The organism is Methylobacterium sp. Leaf85, assembly GCF_001422125.1.
Classification (GTDB): domain Bacteria; phylum Pseudomonadota; class Alphaproteobacteria; order Rhizobiales; family Beijerinckiaceae; genus Methylobacterium; species Methylobacterium bullatum.
Window position 1 is genome coordinate 462,894 of record NZ_LMME01000023.1, and the last position, 16,353, is coordinate 479,246.

Sequence of the window (16,353 nt, forward strand, 5' to 3'; positions counted from 1 at the left end):
GCCCGAGCCCCTCTCATGTGCTTGTCACATGCCGTCCCGGTGAGCAGGGTCGCGCCATGTCGCCTGCCACCGAGGATCGTATGCGCGGATTGACCCTGACCGTCGCGCTGCTGCTGGCCGGATCGGCCGGTGCCTGCGCGCCGAACCCGATCGTCGCGCGTGATCCGGTTCCCGCACCGGATCCGGGTCTCAGCTATGTCTGCGATTCGCAGCCCCTCGTCCTGAATGCGATCCGCACCAATTGCGTGCCGGTGGAACGCGAGCCTCAGGTCGTCCTGCGCGCCAAGGGCTGAGCTGCGCGGACACGGCGTCCCATCCATAGAAAAAGGCCGGAGCATCGCTCCGGCCTTTTCCTTTTGTCGGGCGCTGGACCCGATCTCAGCGAACGGCCGGTGCCGGGGAGACGGGCCGCGGCGCTGCGCTCGGATCGTTGGTGGTCATGCCGGGAGTGGAGGGCATGGCGCTGCCCGGTGCCGTGCGGGCGCCCGGCGCGGTCGCGGTGCCTGTGGTGGCGGGGCCTGCCTCCATGCTGTCCCCCTTGCCGACCACGCCCGACTTCGAACCGGCGGCATTCGTGCCATGGCTCTCGGGCATTCCGGTCTGCGCGAAGGCGGCGCCGGACAGGGCAACGACCAATGCGGCGGCGGCGGTGGAGATCTTGATGGCGGTCATGGTAGGCTCCTTGCTGAATGCGCTTATCGGTTGCGCTTGCTGGTTCAACGCGGAGAATCCGGGCTGGTTGCCCCTTGGATCGGGAAGCATCTCCCCCGTACGGGACCGGCCGGCATCGAAAAAGATGGATCTTGGAGCGGCGAGGACACGGACAGGCAACCTCTCATGGGGCATGGTAAGGGCATGAGCGGCCGCGGCCGCATGTGAACACCGCGACGGAGCGACCCGTGCAGCATCTCTCGACCTTCGCCGCCGCAGGCCTGATCGGCCTCGGCCTGTCCCTCGCCTCCGGCGCCGTCGCTCAAACGTCCTATACGGCGGCGAATGGCCCCTACATCCTGCCCACAGACCGGGCGACGGGCCGTCCCGTCCCGGACGATGCGCGCGCCATTCCGGTGCCGAGCGTCATGAATGGCGGCGGGTTCGGCCTCAGCGGCAACAGCTATTTCGAGGATTCGCCGACGGAAGGTCCGCTGAACGGGCGCCGCCGGCCGCACGAATTCGTCCTGGCCCCGGCACGCGTCGCGCCTCCCGCCTACGGCCGCTGACACCTATCCGCCTTTCGCGCGGAGGCCGGCCCACCGATCCACGAGGGCAGATGCGGCGAGGCCTGCGGCATAGGCGACGAGGTTCCAGGGCGAGAAGATCCGCCCGAGCAACAGGGCGCCGGGGAGCGTCAGTCTGAACGCGTCGAGCCACGGCGTATGGACGAGGCGGGAGAGCTCCACCACCAGAGCGATCGCACCGGCCACGAGGAGGATCGCCTGCCCATTCCGGTGCGGCAGCAACGCCGCGACCAAGGCGTAGACCATTGCCGCCCACAGGGCCGAACCGCCGTATTTGACGATCCCCATCGGCAGACCGAGGGGCACGAAGCGCAGGCTCAGCCCCGCGACGATGATGGCGAGACTCGCTGCGAGACAGCCCCCTCGCGACCGAATGCGGCCCGTGGGTCGAGAGGTGGTGGCTGGCGTCATGCGGGGGACCGTCCCGGACCTGAGGGAAGAGGAAGACGGGCGCCGCCGTTTACACCGGGCGGGCGTCTCGGTATCACCCGCGCTCACACGCTAAGCCCTGTACCTTCACCACGAGCCGAAACACCAGATGCGCGCCGAGATCGAACAACTCTCGGATGCCGCCAAGCAGTCGATCGGACTGCTGAGGAGGCATCTTTGACTGGGATACCGTCGAGAAGCGCCTCGCGGAGCTGAACGCAGCCTCCGAGGATCCCAACCTGTGGAACGACGCCGAGGCGGCGCAGAAGGTCATGCGCGAGCGCGGCGCCCTCGAGGACGCCGCGGGCGCGATCAAGAAGCTCAGCCAGGATCTCGATGACGCCGCGACGCTCATCGAACTCGGCGAGATGGAAGGCGACCAGGACACCATTCTCGAAGGCGAGAACGGCATCCGCGCCGTCGAGAAGGAGGCCGCGCGCCGCCAGATCGAGACGCTCCTGTCCGGCGAGGCCGACGGGCTCGACACCTATGTCGAAGTCCATGCCGGGGCCGGCGGCACCGAGAGCCAGGACTGGGCGAACATGCTCCAGCGCATGTACGGCCGCTGGGCCGAGCGCCGGAAGTACAAGGTCGACATCGTCGAGTGGTCGGATGGCGACGAGGCCGGGATCAAGGGCGCCACGCTCATGGTCAAGGGCCACAACGCCTATGGCTGGCTCAAGACGGAATCCGGCGTCCACCGCCTCGTGCGCATCTCGCCCTACGATTCGAGCGCGCGGCGCCATACCAGCTTCGCCAGCGTCCGGGTCTATCCGGTGATCGACGACCGCATCGTCATCGAGATCAAGGAATCGGATTGCCGCATCGACACCTATCGGTCGTCGGGCGCCGGTGGCCAGCACGTGAACACCACCGATTCGGCGGTGCGCATCACCCACAATCCCACCGGGATCGTGGTGGCGTGCCAGCAGGAGCGATCCCAGCACAAGAACCGGGCCACGGCCTGGAACATGCTGCGCGCCCGGATGTACGAGGCCGAGCTCAAGAAGCGCGAAGAGAAGGCCAATGCCGAGAACGCGGCCAAGACCGATATCGGCTGGGGCCACCAGATCCGATCCTACGTGCTGCAGCCCTACCAGCTGGTGAAGGACCTGCGCACGGGCACCCAGTCCACCGATCCCGACGAAGTGCTGGACGGTGCACTCGATCCCTTCATGGAAGCGTCCCTGGCCCAGCGCGTCTATGGCGGGGCCGGCGAAGTCGAGGACATCGATTAGTCCTCGCTTCCCTTCAGTTGGGCTCTCCTATCTAGCGGCGAGGAACTGCGCGTCCGATCCGCCGAGGACGCGCAGGAAGCGCTGCGGGTCCACGGGCTCGCCGTCGATCCTCGTCTCGTAATGCAGATGGCTTCCCGTCGAGCGGCCGGTGGAGCCGACACGGCCGATGGCGGCTCCGGCCTCGACCCATTCTCCCGCGCCTACCGCGATGGATGACAGATGGGCGTAGCGCGTCACGAGCCCGCTGCCGTGATCGACCTCCACCATGTTGCCGTAGCCGCCACTATAATCGGCGACCGTCACCCGGCCGGCCGCCGTCGCGCGGGCGCTTTCCCCGAACTCGGCCTTCATGTCGAGGCCGGTATGCAGGGCGAGCCCGCGCGTGAACGGATCGAGACGGGGTCCGAAACCGCTCGACAGGCTGTACTTGCCGGCCAGGGGCTGCCGCACGGGGAGGGCGGATGCGATGCGGCGGAGGCGGTCTTCCTCTCCCAGAGCCCGCTGGACCTGCCCGACCGCGATGCCGAACGGATCGGTGGCGAGCGGCACGAGCGGCCCGCCGAGACCCGCTTCGCGCTGGCGCTCGAAACGCTGCGGGTCGAGGCCGACACGGATGACGATGTCACGCAGGCGCTGGGAGCCGCGGATCGCGCGCACGCCGAGCGCATCAAGGGTTCGGATCTGGTGCGCGCCCAGACCATTGAGGCGCTGATCCAGCCCCGCCAGAACCTGCTCGGTCTCTCGCAGAGACTGCCGGCCGGGCGCGCCGTCGCGTGAGCGCAACTCGAAGGCGTCGGGCGTCGGAAAGGGTTTTGGCGCAGGCTTGGCCGGAGATTTGGCGACCGGGTCGGTGATCGTGGCCGCGTAACCGAGCGCCCCGGTCTCGGCGGGATCGTCCGCCGCACTCCGGCCGGCACTCGCGATGGGGTGACCGGCCTCGCTCGCGAGCAGCGAAAGCTGGGCCTGACGCTTTTCCATCGCGGCTTGGCGCTGGGACAGATCGGCCACCCGCGCGGCCAATCCCTCGCGCGTGGCGAGATGCTCCATCGTCGCCCGGTCGAGCTGAAGCCTGAGGGCTCCGATCCGCTCCTCGTAGGCATATTGCAGGGCGGTCTGCTGGGATACGAAGCGGGCCAGGATCTCGTCGTGGAACACGAGGTACCATGTGGCGGCACCGGCCCAGAGCGTGGCGATGGCGAGGCCACAGACGAGGGCCGGCACGAGGCGTCGTCCCGCGTTCGGCAGGCGTATTCCACCGATCATGGGAAACGAAAAACGCATCCGGGCCCACCCCACTCCAACTCCCGCCATTGGAGGGGATCAGGGTTAACGAAGCGCAAAATCCCGCGCGCGAGACGTCGACGTCGAGACGCGCGCGGCAGTGGCTTCAGGCCAGCGCGCGCGCCGCGGCGAGAACCTCCTCCGCATGGCCGGGCACCTTCACCTTCGACCAGACGCGCGCGATGCGTCCCTCGCCGTCGATGAGCACGGTGGTGCGCTCCACCCCCATGTACTTGCGGCCGTACATGCTCTTCTCCACCCATACGCCGTAGGCTTCGAGCATCGACTTGCTCTCGTCGGAAGCGAGGGGGAAGGTCAGATCGTACTTCGCCCGGAACTTATCGTGGCTCTTCACCGTATCGGGGGAGACGCCCACCACCACGGTATTCGCTTCCGCGAAGGCGGCGCCGAGGGCGTTGAAGCCTTGTGCCTCCAGGGTGCAACCGCTGGTATCGTCCTTTGGGTAGAAGTAGAGTGCGACCTTGCGACCCTTGAACGCGGCGAGGCTGATTTCCTCACCGCCCGCGCCCGGTAATGTGAAGGCGGGAGCGTGATCTCCGGTGTCGAGAGGCATGATGCCTTCCTTTCGGCCGATTGATAGTGTGCCACAAGAGACGTTGATCGAGGGGCACATGACCCCTCGGCTGAGGACCAAAAGATTGCCGGGTCAAGGCAACCCCGAATCCCGGACACCTGCTCGATAGCGTGAGCGGCCCGTCCGATCCAGCGGCTCAAGGATCGATGAACCAGGACACCGCCACAGCTTTGCGACGGGGTAGGTCGCCTCGGCGGCGGCGGCGGCCGCTGCTATGGCTTTCGCTCGTTCTCGTGGCCGCCCTCACGCTCGCCGTTTCCGGGGCGTTCTGGCGTCTGACCAACGGTCCCCTGCGCATCGACGGCATGTCCGAGCGCGTGGCCTCGGCCATCGCGGGCAGTATCGGCCCCGGTTGGCGGGTGGACCTGCGCGACAGCACCATCGAGCTCGATTCCGAGAATTCCCTGGCGCTTCAGGTCGCCGGCCTCGACATCCACAACCCGGACGGCGCCCTCGTCCTGCGCGCTCCCATGGCGGTGGTGAGCCTGGATACCTGGGGTCTGCTGCGCCTCGCGGTCCAGCCGAGGGCCATCGAGTTCCGCGACCTGCAGATGACGGCCCTGGTCCACCGCGACGGGTCCATCGCCTTTGCCGGTTCCGATCCGGCCCATGCCGCAGCGGAGCCTCATACGCTGCCCAGCGTCGATAGTGCCCGGGGAAACTCGTCGCCGATCTCGGCCGCTATCGCCTCGATCTTCGGCATCGTCCTCGATCCGGCCGGTGTCGTCGGAGCCCTCGACCGGGCGCGGATCACCAATGGGCGCCTGACGCTGATCGACGACGACGCCCGCCAGCGTGGGGTGTTCGAACACGTCAACGGGCTGTTCCGACGCGACGCGGTGCGGGATTCGCGGGTGTTCGAGCTGCGCATCGACGGCCCTCACGGGGAATGGCGCTTCGGCGGTGACCTGCACGAGGGCGGCAACGGAAAGCGCAATGGCATCATCACCCTGGACGATCTGCCGGTCACCGATCTGCTCCTCCTCTCGGGGCAATCGAAACTGCCGATCGAGACCGACCTGAAGGTCTCGGCCAAGGCGGAGGTCGGGCTCGACAACGGTCGGGTCGAGGCCCTGAAAGCGACGGTCAAGACCAGCGACGGTAATTTCCTCATCGAGGAGAAGGACTTCAACCCGGTCACCATCGAAAGCCTGACCGCCTCGGTCAGTTGGGACGAGGCCAAGCGGGTCCTGAACCTCGACAGCATCGATTACCTCGGAGCCGGCAACGCGGTGCATCTCGCCGGTGTCTGGACCGCGAGCCCGGTGGGCGGCCCCACGGCCTGGACCCTGGCCCTCGCGGGCAAGGATGCGATCCTGCGCGGCGCCGCCAGGACCGACAAGCCGGTCAAGCTCGACGCCCTCTCGGCCCATGTCACGGGGCGCGACGGCGGCCTCTCCATCGACGAGTTCACCGTGGCGGGAGCCGGCGGAGCCACCGGCCGGGTCACCGGTACGGTGGACACCAGCGCCGACGAGGGCGGCCTCACGCTGAAGATCAACGCCGCCCATACCGATGGGCGCATGGCCCTGCGCCTGTGGCCGGAGCATATCGCTCCGCCCGCCCGCGAGTATCTGGTGGACAACCTCCAGGGCGGCCTCGTGGACAAGGTCGACATCACCGTGGACATGAGCGGCAGCGAGCTCGCCGCCGCGACGCGTGGCGAGCCGATGCCGGACAGCGCCATCCATATCGATTTCGCCGTCTCCAACGCGACGCTGGCGGTCAGCGAGGGCGCTCCCCCCCTGAGCCGCGGCCGGGTGACGGGGACCATCACCGGCCTCACTACGAACATCCGCGGCGTCACCGCCGACATCAAGATGCCGGACGACCGGACGCTCTACATCACGGACGGCTCGTTCGTGATCCCGAAGATCACGCCGGATACAGTCACCGCCCAGATCGGCCTTAAGCTCGGCGGTGGTGCGGACGCCCTCGTCGCCCTGCTCCAGACCAAGATGTTCAAGAACCTCACCGGGGTCGAGATCGACCCGGCCTCGGTCAAGGGCAATGCCGATCTGCGCATCGACTTCCCGCTCAACCTCAAGCGCATCCCCGACCTGCCGGACCTGCCCGTGAGCCTCACCGGTACCCTGAGCGACCTCGCCGTCGAGAAGGCTTTCGGAAAGGAGAAGCTCGAGAACGGCCGCTTCGCCGTCACCTACGAACGGGGCGGTTTCACCCTGAAGGGCGACGGCCGGGTGCTCGGCTCGCCGCTCACCCTCGACCTGCGCCAACCGAAGGCGGGCGCACCGGGTGAGGTCAACGCGACGCTCCTCCTCGACGAGGCCCTGCGGGCGAGGCGAGGCCTGCCGATGGCGCCGCAGCTCGCCGGGCCGATCCCGTTGAAGATCAACCTCGCCATCGGAAAGGGCAGCCCGGCGCGCTCGCCCATCCGCATGGAAGCGGATCTGTCCCGCGCCTCCATCGATGGCCTGATTCCGGGCTTCGTCAAACCGGCCGGCAAGCCGGGGCGCGTCAGCTTCGTCATGACCGAGGTCAGCCCGGGGGGGGCCATGGACCTGCGCGACATCGTCCTCGATGCCGGCAGCGCCAGCGCGCGCGGCACGGCGGCGATCAATGGCGATGGGCAATTCGACCGGGCCGACCTCTCGAGCTTCAAGCTGTCGCCCGGCGACGACATGCGCATCCAGATCGACCGCAGCGGCAACCTCTACAAGGTGGGCGTGAAAGGGGCCGTGGCCGATGCGCGGCCCTTCATGAAATCGCTCGGAGGACCGGAGGGCAAGGCCGGCAAGGAAAGCGGCCGAGACCAGTCCAAGGAGATCGAGGCCGATATCAGCTTAGGCATCATCACGGGATTCAACGGCGAGGCCCTGACCGGCGCCAGCGCGAAGCTCTCGATGAAGGGCAAGGATTTCCGCTCGGGCCGCCTGCAGGGCCGCTTCAACGGAGCCGGCTTCTCGGCGGTGGTGTCCCGCTCGGGCCGCGGCGATCCCTCGATCAACATCGAGACCACCGATGCCGGGGCTACCCTGCGCTTCGTCGATATCTACAAGCGCATGTATGGCGGGCGCCTCGTCCTCGGCAGCACCCTCGGGGACGGGCCGCAGACCGGCGTGGTCCAGATCCGCGATTTCACGCTGCGCAACGAGCCGGCCCTGTCGAGCATCATGGCGCAGGGTCCGGCAACCAGCGAGGTCGTCGATGCCAAGGGCCGCAAGCAGATCATCCAGAACGCCGGCAACGACGTGAGCTTCGACCGCCTGCGGGCGAACTTCACCCGCACCGGCAGCCGCGTCGACTTCACCGACGCCGCCATCTCCAACGCGGCGATGGGCTTCACCATGAGCGGCTACCTCGACACGGCCAAGGAACGCGCCGACATCAACGGCACCTTCGTCCCGCTCTACGGGCTGAACAACGTCGTCTCGCGGCTCCCCCTGTTCGGGCAACTCCTCGGCGGCGGGAACAACGAGGGCCTGTTCGCCCTGAATTTCCGAGTCTCGGGCCGCCTGTCCAAGCCGGATGTGAGCGTGAACCCGCTCTCCGCTTTGGCGCCCGGCATCCTGCGCCGTCTGTTCAGCGCCGGAGGAAATGACGGCTTTCCCGGCGCGACCTCCGCCGGAGAAACCGAACGCTGAGCTAGCCGGCCGCTTCTTCCCTCTGCGGGCCACTGAATTGACGCAGCTGCTCTTTTAGGCAGAGCGCGTCCCTCTTCCCCTTGTGGGGAGAGGTTAGGAGTGGGGGTGGCTACGCCAGCCTCCGCAGCAGCAGGAGGGGCACCCGACCACCCCCACCTCCAACTACTCCCCACAAGCTCGACGGATCTCGGGCAGGCCCGAGATCCGCTGGGGAGGAGGGCAGGGTGGCGCATCCCGCGAACGATGTGAATGCTCTAGCGCCGCCGGCGGGAGAGGGGGCGATCTCTCCGAACAACGCGCTCCGCTCATCCGACCCTCTGCGCGGGCCACCTTCCCCCGCAGAGGGGGAAGGGAGACGCGCCACACCTTCGAAACCCGCGCTTGAGGTTCTACCCCCGTCGTCTCACTCGACCCGGAGAAGCACGTGCTTCTTACGGCCGAAGGAGAGCTTCACCACCCCATCCTGGCCGAGATCGGCCAACGTCAGCACCGCCTTCTCGTCGCTGATCTGCACGTCGTTGACACGCAACCCGCCGCTCTTGATCTGGCGCCGCGCCTCGCTGGTGGAGGGGACGAGCCTGGCGTGGTCGGGACCGAAGGCCGAGAGTACGCCGAGACCGGCCTCCAGGACGGAGCGGGCGACGGTGACGCTCGGCAGGTCCTGCGCCACGGCGCCTTCCACGAAGGTCTTGCGCGCGGTCTCGGAAGCGGCGTCGGCCGCCTCGCGTCCGTGCATCAGGGCCGTCGCCTCGGTAGCGAGCACCTTCTTCGCCTCGTTGATCTCGGCGCCCTGCAGCGCCTGCAGCCGGGCGATCTCGTCCATCGGCAAAAGGGTGAACAGCTTGAGGAACCGCGCCACGTCGGCGTCCTCGGTGTTGCGCCAGAACTGCCAGTAATCGTAGGGGCTCAGCATCCCGGCATCGAGCCAGACTGCGCCCGCCGCCGTCTTGCCCATTTTCGCGCCGGACGCCGTGGTGAGGAGCGGACAGGTCAGCCCGTAGAGCTGCGGCGTGCCCATGCGACGGCCGAGATCGATGCCGTTGACGATGTTGCCCCACTGGTCCGATCCGCCCATCTGCAGCACGCAGCCGTAGCGGCGGTTGAGCTCGACGAAGTCGTAGGATTGCAGGATCATGTAGTTGAACTCCAGGAACGACAGTTCCTGGTCGCGCTCCAGACGCATCCGCACGCTGTCCATGGACATCATGCGGTTGACCGAGAAGTGCCGGCCGATATCGCGCAGCATCTCGATGTAGTTGAGCTTGGTCAGCCACTCGGCGTTGTCGACCATGGTGGCAGAATTGCCGCCGCCACCGAAGGTCAGGAACCGCGAGAAGGTCTTCTGGATCCCGGCCTTGTTCTCCTCGATCTGCTCCAGCGTCAGGATCTTTCGCGACTCGTCCCGACCGGACGGGTCGCCGACCCGGGTGGTGCCGCCGCCCATCAGGGTGATCGGGGTGCCTCCCGTCGCCTGAAGCCAATGCAGCATCATGATCGAGAGCAGATGCCCCACATGGAGGGAGGCCGCCGTGCAATCGTAGCCGACATAGGTCGTCAGTCGGCCTTCCAGGGCCGCCGCGTCGATCCCGGCGAGGTCCGATCCCTGGTGGATGTAGCCGCGCTCGGACAGAACCCGCAGGAAGTCGGATTTCGGCGCGAAGGTCTCGGGCTGGTTCGGCGTGGCGGTGGACATGCGGGGTTCCGGATTCGACTGGTCGCGGCGCGGGACAGGAGAAACGCCGGCGTGATAGCAGCAGGTCAAGTGATGCGCGGCTCTTAGCAGGGCTCACCGCGGAAGGCACGGGGCGTAAACGGCATGACCATGATGCGGGCGATCGGCCTGATGAGCGGCACCTCCCTCGACGGCGTCGACGTGGCGCTGATCGAGACCGACGGCGAGGACGTGAAGGTGGTCCGCAGCCATAACGGCTATCTCGAACCCCTCGGCCCCACCGGCTATCGCGGCTACACCGATGAGGATCGCGAGTTGCTCCGCCGGGCGCTGTCCGATTCCGAAGCGGTGGTCGCCCGCGAGGATCGGCCCGGCTGCCTCGCGGAGGCGGAGGCCTTCGTCACCGCGGCCCATGCGGAGGCGGTGGAGGCCTTCCTCTCCGCGAACGGCCTGAGCGCCAGCGATATCGACGTGATCGGCTTCCACGGCCAGACCGTGGTCCATCGCCCCGATCAGCGCATGAGCGTGCAGATCGGCGATGGCGCCGCGCTGAGCCGCCGTCTCGGGATTCCGGTGGTGTCGGACCTGCGTCACGCGGACATCGCCGCGGGAGGGCAGGGGGCGCCGCTGGTGCCGGTCTTCCACAAGGCGCTGGCCAAGGCCGCCGGGTTCGAGGGTGCGCTCGGCATCCTCAATATCGGCGGGGTCGCCAATGCCACTCTCATCGCCTCCAACGGCGACGTGATCGCCTTCGACACCGGCCCCGGGAATGCCCTCATCGATGACTGGATGCGCGAGCGCACCGGCCGGCCCCTGGACGATGGCGGGCGCACGGCGGCGCGGGGACGGCCGGACGAGCCGCTCCTCGCCTGGCTCCTGACCCATCCGTTCTTCTTCCGCCGGCCGCCGAAATCGCTGGACCGCAACTGGTTCTCGCACAAGCTCGCCGGCCAGCTTTCCACCGAGGACGGGGCGGCGACGCTCACCGCCTTCACCGCCCGCGCCGTGGCACGCGCCCTCGACCACGCGCCGGAGATCCCCACGCGCTGGATCGTCGCCGGCGGCGGCGCCCGCAACGGCGAGCTGGTGCGGCTCCTGAACTACCATCTGCGCGCCGAGATCACGACGGCGGACGCCATCGGCTGGTCCTCGGCCTATCTCGAAGCCCAGGCCTTCGCGCATCTCGCCGTGCGCTCGCTGAAGGGCCTGCCGATCACCTTCCCGTCGACCACGGGCGTGCGGGAGGCGATGACCGGCGGGGTGCTGGCGCGGCCGGAGGCATGAGCCCGGCGCTTTGCCCTCAGCCGAAACCCGCGCTAGAGCGTCTCCCACCATGTCGCACAACACTTTCGGCCATCTCTTCCGCGTGACCACCTTCGGCGAGAGCCACGGGGTGGCCCTCGGCTGCGTGGTGGACGGGTGCCCGCCCGGGATTGCCATCGAGGCGGCGGACATCCAGGCGGAGCTCGACCGGCGCAAGCCCGGCCAGTCGCGCTTCACCACCCAACGCCGCGAGCCCGACCAGGTCCGCATCCTGTCGGGCGTCTTCGCCGACGACCGCACCGGCGGCGTCCAGCTGACCACCGGTACGCCGATCGCCCTGGAGATCGAGAACACCGACCAGCGCTCGAAGGATTACTCCGAGATCCGCGACAGCTATCGGCCGGGCCACGCCGACTACGCCTACGACGCCAAATACGGTATCCGCGATTATCGGGGAGGCGGGCGCTCGTCGGCCCGCGAGACCGCCGCCCGCGTGGCGGCCGGGGCCATCGCGCGGCGGGTCCTGCCGGCCGACATCGTCATCCGGGCCGCGCTGGTGCAGATGGGACCGCATGCGGTCGACCGGTCGCGGTGGGATTGGGACGAGGTGGCCCGCAACCCGTTCTTCTGCCCCGATGCCGAGACGGCCAAATTCTACGAAGAGTATCTCGACGGTATCCGCAAGGACGGCTCGTCCATCGGCGCCGTCATCGAAGTGGTCGCCGAAGGCGTGCCGCCGGGCCTCGGAGCGCCGATCTACGGCAAGCTCGACGCGGATCTCGCTGCCGCGATGATGTCGATCAACGCGGTGAAGGGCGTCGAGATCGGCGACGGCTTCGCCTCGGCGGCTTTGCGCGGCGAGGAGAATGCCGACGAGATGCGCTCCGGCAATGCCGGCGCGCCGACCTTCCTCGCCAACCATGCGGGCGGCGTCCTCGGCGGCATCTCCACCGGCCAGCCGCTGATCTGCCGCTTCGCGGTGAAGCCAACCTCCTCGATCCTGACGCCGCGCATGAGCGTGACGACCAACAATCGTGACGTCGACCTCGTCACCAAGGGCCGCCACGACCCCTGCGTCGGCATCCGCGCCGTCCCCGTCGCCGAGGCGATGATGGCATGCGTGCTCGCCGATCACTATCTGCGTCACCGGGGGCAGGTCGGGACGCGCGATCGGGAGTGATCGCATCATGCGCAACGGCACGCCCTCCCCCTTGTGGGGAGGGGCGGGGGTGGTGCCGGATATGGTGTGATCTTTCCGCCCCCACCCCCACCTCCGGCTCCTCCCCGCAAGGGGGAGGAGAGACCCGCGATACGACGACGAAGAGATATCCCGTGCCCCATACCCACGTCACGCAGGCCATCGAGGCCTATGCCCGCGGCGAGATCGTCGTCGTCACCGATGACGACGATCGCGAGAACGAGGGCGACCTCGTCGTCGCGGCCTCGCTCTGCACGCCGGAGAAGATGGCTTTCATCGTCCGCAACACCTGCGGCATCGTCTGCGCGCCTCTCACCCGCGCCGAAGCACGGCGTCTGCGGCTCGACCCGATGGTGGCTTCCAACGATGCGCCGCTCGGCACCGCCTTCACGGTGACGGTGGACGTGAAGCATGGGCTGACCACCGGCATCTCGGCCGAGCAGCGCTGCAACACGGTTCGGGCGCTCGCCAACGGCAATATGGGTGAGTCCGATTTCGTCCGCCCCGGCCACGTCTTCCCGCTCATCGCCAAGGATGGCGGTGTCCTCATGCGCTCCGGCCACACGGAAGCGGCGGTGGACCTGTGCAAGCTCGCCGGGCTGCCGCCCGTGGGCGTGATCTGCGAACTGGCCAACGATGACGGCACTGTGATGAAGGGGCCGCAGATCACGGCCTTTTCGGAACTGCACGGCCTCAAGCGCGTCTCGGTGGCCGACCTCATCGCCTACCGCCAGGCGCGCGAGAAGCTAGTGGAGCGGGTCGGGACCTTCCCGGTGAAGTCGGAATTCGGCGAGCTCACCGGCTTCGCCTACACGACCCCGTTCGAGACGGTGCAGCAATTCGCCTTCGTCCAGGGCGATATCGGCGACGGACGTGACGTGCTCGTCCGCCTGCATCGCTCCAACGTGGTGGCCGACGTGATCGGCGGCGGCAAGTCGATCGACTGCGTTCTGCGCCGTTTCGCCAAGGAGGGACGCGGCGTTCTCGTCTACCTGCGCGACGGCACCGCCGGCGTGCCGCTCTCGTCCTATGCGGAGGAGGGGGCGGAGGCCCAGCGTGTGCGGCAATGGCGCGAGGTCGGGCTCGGCGCCCAGATCCTACGCGACCTCGGCATCGTCTCGATCCGCAACCTCTCGACCTCGTCCCGCTCCTATGTCGGCCTGTCGGGCTTCGGCATCGAACTGCTGGGCGAGGTGCCGCTGGACGGGTGAGGCATCCTCACCGTCCCATCAGCGCATCCATATGGGCGGTGACCGAACGGGCGAGACCGTCCAGGCTGTAGCCGCCCTCCAGCACGGAAACGATCCGGCCGCCGGCATGCTTGTCGGCGATCTCCATGAGCTTCCGGGTGGCCCAGCCGAAATCCGCCTCGTCGAGTTCGACGCTGGCCAGCGGATCGAGGCGGTGGGCGTCGAAGCCAGCAGAAATCACGATCAGGTCGGGGGCGAAGGCGGAGAGGCGGGAGAGAACCCCCTTCTCGAACTTCTCGCGGAAGATTGCGCTGTCGTCGCCGGCCCGTAACGGCACGTTGACGATGGTGTCGTGGGTGCCACGCTCGCCCACCGCGCCCGTGCCGGGAAACAGCGGCATCTCGTGGGTCGAGGCGTACATCACCGCCGCATCGTCCCAGAAGATGTCCTGCGAGCCGTTGCCGTGGTGGACGTCCCAATCCACCAGCGCCACGCGGCTGGCTCCGTGGCGTTCCCTGGCGTGGCGGACGGCGATAGCGGCGGAGTTGAACAGGCAGAAGCCCATCGCCTGCATACGCTCGGCATGGTGGCCGGGCGGTCGCATGGCGACGAACGCGTTCGAACAGGCCCCGCTCATCACCGCGTCCACGGCATGGACGGCGCCGCCGACGCCGCGCAGGGCCGCGTCGAGGGTGCCTGGGGACATCAGCGTATCCGAATCGATCTGGATATAGCCGGACCGCGGGGAGGCCGCGATGATCGCCTCCACATAGGGAACGGGATGGGCCAGGGCGACGGTTTCCGTCTCGGCGCGGGGCGCCGATTCGCGCAGCAGACCGGAGAACCGCTCCTTCTCCAGAGCGGCCTCCACGGCGCGGATCCGGTCCGATCGTTCCGGGTGCCCCTCGGGCATCTGGTGATCCAGCGCGGCGGGGTGGCTTACGTACAGGGTCGTCACGCTCATCCCTCCGAACGATCCTGGTCGTTCCACCCGACCCGACTGTGCTTTCCGCACAACATACGATGCAAATGCGCCACGGTTCAGGGTAGCGAGATTACGCGCCGATCAGTCTGCGAGTTAGATGGCGACATAATCCATCAACCACATTCTTCGAAGCCCTTTGGCTTCGAGACAGGCTCACTCTCACATGTCGCCCACGACCCGGTCGCCCATCCTCTCCCATTACGGCGTCCTGCGCCGCTCGCTCGGCGCCGCGACGATCCTGTCCGCCCTCGCTCTCGGCGCCTGCAACACGCAGACGGCGACCACCCCGCTCAGCCCGCCCACCGCGCATACGGCCCTGGCCCAGCCCGCCGCCCTCACCGGTGAGGCCCGCGACAAGGAATGGCTGAAACAGGCACCGCAAGGCAATGTCGATCCCAAGATCGCCCGCACCACCGTCGACTACAAGACGAACGAGCCCCCCGGCACCGTCATCGTCGTGACGAAGGAGCGCCGCCTCTATTACGTTCTGCCGGACGGGAAGGCGATGCGCTATCCCGTGGCCGTGGGCCATGCGGGCATGGCCTGGGCCGGCACCGCCAATGTCGACCGCAAGGGCGAGTGGCCGGATTGGAACCCGCCGCCCGAGATGATCGCCCGCCGCCCGGAACTGCCCAAGCGCCTCGAGGGCGGTCCCACCAGCCCGATCGGAGCCCGCGCGCTCTACCTCGCCGAGGGCAAGAAGGACACGCTGTTCCGCATCCACGGCACCAACGAGCCGGAGAAGATCGGCCAGGCGGTGTCGTCCGGCTGCATCCGCATGCTCAACGCGGACGTGGTCGATCTCTACGAGCGAGTTCCGATCGGCGCCAAGGTGGTGGTCCGCTGAGGCGAAACTGGACCCAGGCTCCGTCGCCGAGGCGGCGGAGCCTGGGTCCAATGATACGATTCGGAAAGGCTCATTCGTGAGCAGGCTTTAACCTGAACGTTGATTCAGATTTGGCCGTTAACTTCTTGAACGGGTGCCTCCTGCATAGTCATCGACATGCAGAAACACAGACCGGCGCAAATAAAGCCGGGGAGGCACCAACCAATGATCAACCATTCGCTTCAGCTTTTCTGTAACCGTGTCGTCGCCGCCAGCCGCATCAGCGCCGCGGACGTCGTGATCCTCGGCCGCGACATCCTCCCGGACGGCATCTCGCATGCAGACGAGGCCGACATGCTCATCGCCCTCGACCGGGCCGTGCCGCAGAGCGACGCCTCCTATGCCGACCTAGTCAGCGCCGCAGTGGTGAATTTCGCCGTCTGGGGCGAGCGCCCGACCGGCTACGTCGATATCGAGATCGCCCGCTGGCTCGTCGGCTCCCTGCGCAGCGATGCCGGCCCGACCCCGCTCGCTGCCCGCATCGCCTTCGAGATCGTGCGTGAAGCCGAGACCAGCCACGAGATCCTCGTGGCCTTCGCCATCGGCAGCGCACACCGTCGCGTCCATCCGGAGGGTTCCGCCTCGGCCCCCGTCGCAGAACTGCTCGAAGCCGCCTGAGCTCGGGCTGTCAGAACTTGTCTGCGGGCCGACGACGCGCTCTCTCGGGCCAAGGAAAACGGGCGCAACCGCTGCGCGGCGGTGTGGTCGCCATCCCCCGTGATTTTGAATACACATGCGCCCCGGCGCAGCGCATGAACAATCCTTCATTGGCC

The 16,353-nt window shown here is 67.8% G+C and carries 15 protein-coding genes; 9 read left to right on the plus strand and 6 right to left on the minus strand.

What is annotated here, in order from left to right; all coding sequences use genetic code 11:
* The first annotated feature begins 80 nt into the window (after positions 1–80).
* Positions 81–293: a hypothetical protein gene (locus ASF08_RS14395; RefSeq protein WP_056146439.1), complete on the plus strand. Its 213-nt coding sequence runs from the start codon at positions 81–83 to the stop codon at positions 291–293.
* An 85-nt stretch (positions 294–378) separates the two neighbouring features.
* Here ASF08_RS14395 and ASF08_RS14400 read toward each other — a convergent pair whose 3' ends face one another.
* Complete coding sequence (locus ASF08_RS14400; RefSeq protein WP_056146442.1) at positions 379–672, minus strand: hypothetical protein; 294 nt, start codon at positions 670–672, stop codon at positions 379–381.
* 227 nt (positions 673–899) lie between these two features.
* On the opposite strand from ASF08_RS14400, the gene ASF08_RS14405 reads away from it, so the two are divergent.
* Entirely contained in the window at positions 900–1,220 is a 321-nt protein-coding gene (locus ASF08_RS14405; RefSeq protein ID WP_043764740.1) for a hypothetical protein, read from the plus strand.
* 3 nt (positions 1,221–1,223) lie between these two features.
* Here the strand turns inward: ASF08_RS14405 and ASF08_RS14410 are convergent, their stop codons facing one another.
* A complete protein-coding gene (locus tag ASF08_RS14410) occupies positions 1,224–1,649 on the minus strand; it encodes a ribosomal maturation YjgA family protein (RefSeq protein ID WP_056146447.1) in 426 nt (141 codons plus the stop codon).
* Positions 1,650–1,776: 127 nt separating this feature from the next.
* On the opposite strand from ASF08_RS14410, the gene prfB reads away from it, so the two are divergent.
* Positions 1,777–2,905, plus strand: a protein-coding gene (gene prfB, locus ASF08_RS14420; RefSeq protein ID WP_147830138.1) for a peptide chain release factor 2 whose coding sequence is annotated in 2 segments (ribosomal slippage) — positions 1,777–1,845 and positions 1,847–2,905 — 1,128 coding nt in all. Because the reading frame shifts where the segments join, the coding sequence is not laid out codon by codon here.
* 27 nt (positions 2,906–2,932) lie between these two features.
* Here prfB and ASF08_RS14425 read toward each other — a convergent pair.
* Together ASF08_RS14425 and ASF08_RS14430 are read right to left on the minus strand one after the other, a co-directional pair.
* Positions 2,933–4,168, minus strand: coding sequence for a M23 family metallopeptidase (locus ASF08_RS14425; protein WP_082473211.1), 1,236 nt, complete (start codon positions 4,166–4,168; stop codon positions 2,933–2,935).
* Positions 4,169–4,292: 124 nt separating this feature from the next.
* Positions 4,293–4,760: a peroxiredoxin gene (locus ASF08_RS14430; RefSeq protein ID WP_056146451.1), complete on the minus strand. Its 468-nt coding sequence runs from the start codon at positions 4,758–4,760 to the stop codon at positions 4,293–4,295.
* 167 nt (positions 4,761–4,927) lie between these two features.
* Here ASF08_RS14430 and ASF08_RS14435 point away from each other — a divergent pair, with 167 nt between their 5' ends.
* The gene (locus ASF08_RS14435) at positions 4,928–8,386 is read left to right on the plus strand and encodes a YhdP family protein (RefSeq protein ID WP_056146453.1); all 3,459 of its coding nucleotides are present in this window, start codon (positions 4,928–4,930) and stop codon (positions 8,384–8,386) included.
* 403 nt (positions 8,387–8,789) lie between these two features.
* Here ASF08_RS14435 and tyrS read toward each other — a convergent pair whose 3' ends face one another.
* Positions 8,790–10,079 (minus strand): tyrosine--tRNA ligase, encoded by a 1,290-nt coding sequence (gene tyrS, locus ASF08_RS14440; RefSeq protein WP_056146454.1) that lies wholly within the window; start codon positions 10,077–10,079, stop codon positions 8,790–8,792.
* 123 nt (positions 10,080–10,202) lie between these two features.
* Between tyrS and ASF08_RS14445 the strand changes: the two genes are divergently transcribed.
* From ASF08_RS14445 to ribB, 3 genes are all read left to right on the plus strand, one after another.
* The gene (locus tag ASF08_RS14445) at positions 10,203–11,342 is read left to right on the plus strand and encodes an anhydro-N-acetylmuramic acid kinase (RefSeq protein ID WP_018044428.1); all 1,140 of its coding nucleotides are present in this window, start codon (positions 10,203–10,205) and stop codon (positions 11,340–11,342) included.
* A gap of 49 nt (positions 11,343–11,391) precedes the next feature.
* Entirely contained in the window at positions 11,392–12,501 is a 1,110-nt protein-coding gene (gene aroC / locus ASF08_RS14450) for a chorismate synthase (RefSeq protein WP_056146456.1), read from the plus strand.
* A gap of 152 nt (positions 12,502–12,653) precedes the next feature.
* Entirely contained in the window at positions 12,654–13,730 is a 1,077-nt protein-coding gene (ribB, locus tag ASF08_RS14455; protein WP_018044426.1) for a 3,4-dihydroxy-2-butanone-4-phosphate synthase, read from the plus strand.
* 7 nt (positions 13,731–13,737) lie between these two features.
* Here the strand turns inward: ribB and ASF08_RS14460 are convergent, their stop codons facing one another.
* Positions 13,738–14,673 carry a histone deacetylase family protein gene (locus ASF08_RS14460; protein WP_018044425.1) on the minus strand — a complete coding sequence of 312 codons (936 nt, stop codon included), beginning with the start codon at positions 14,671–14,673 and terminating at the stop codon, positions 13,738–13,740.
* A gap of 184 nt (positions 14,674–14,857) precedes the next feature.
* Between ASF08_RS14460 and ASF08_RS14465 the strand changes: the two genes are divergently transcribed.
* Positions 14,858–15,541 carry a L,D-transpeptidase gene (locus ASF08_RS14465; RefSeq protein ID WP_056146459.1) on the plus strand — a complete coding sequence of 228 codons (684 nt, stop codon included), beginning with the start codon at positions 14,858–14,860 and terminating at the stop codon, positions 15,539–15,541.
* 204 nt (positions 15,542–15,745) lie between these two features.
* Positions 15,746–16,198 (plus strand): hypothetical protein, encoded by a 453-nt coding sequence (locus tag ASF08_RS14470; protein ID WP_056146461.1) that lies wholly within the window; start codon positions 15,746–15,748, stop codon positions 16,196–16,198.
* Positions 16,199–16,353: the final 155 nt, after the last annotated feature.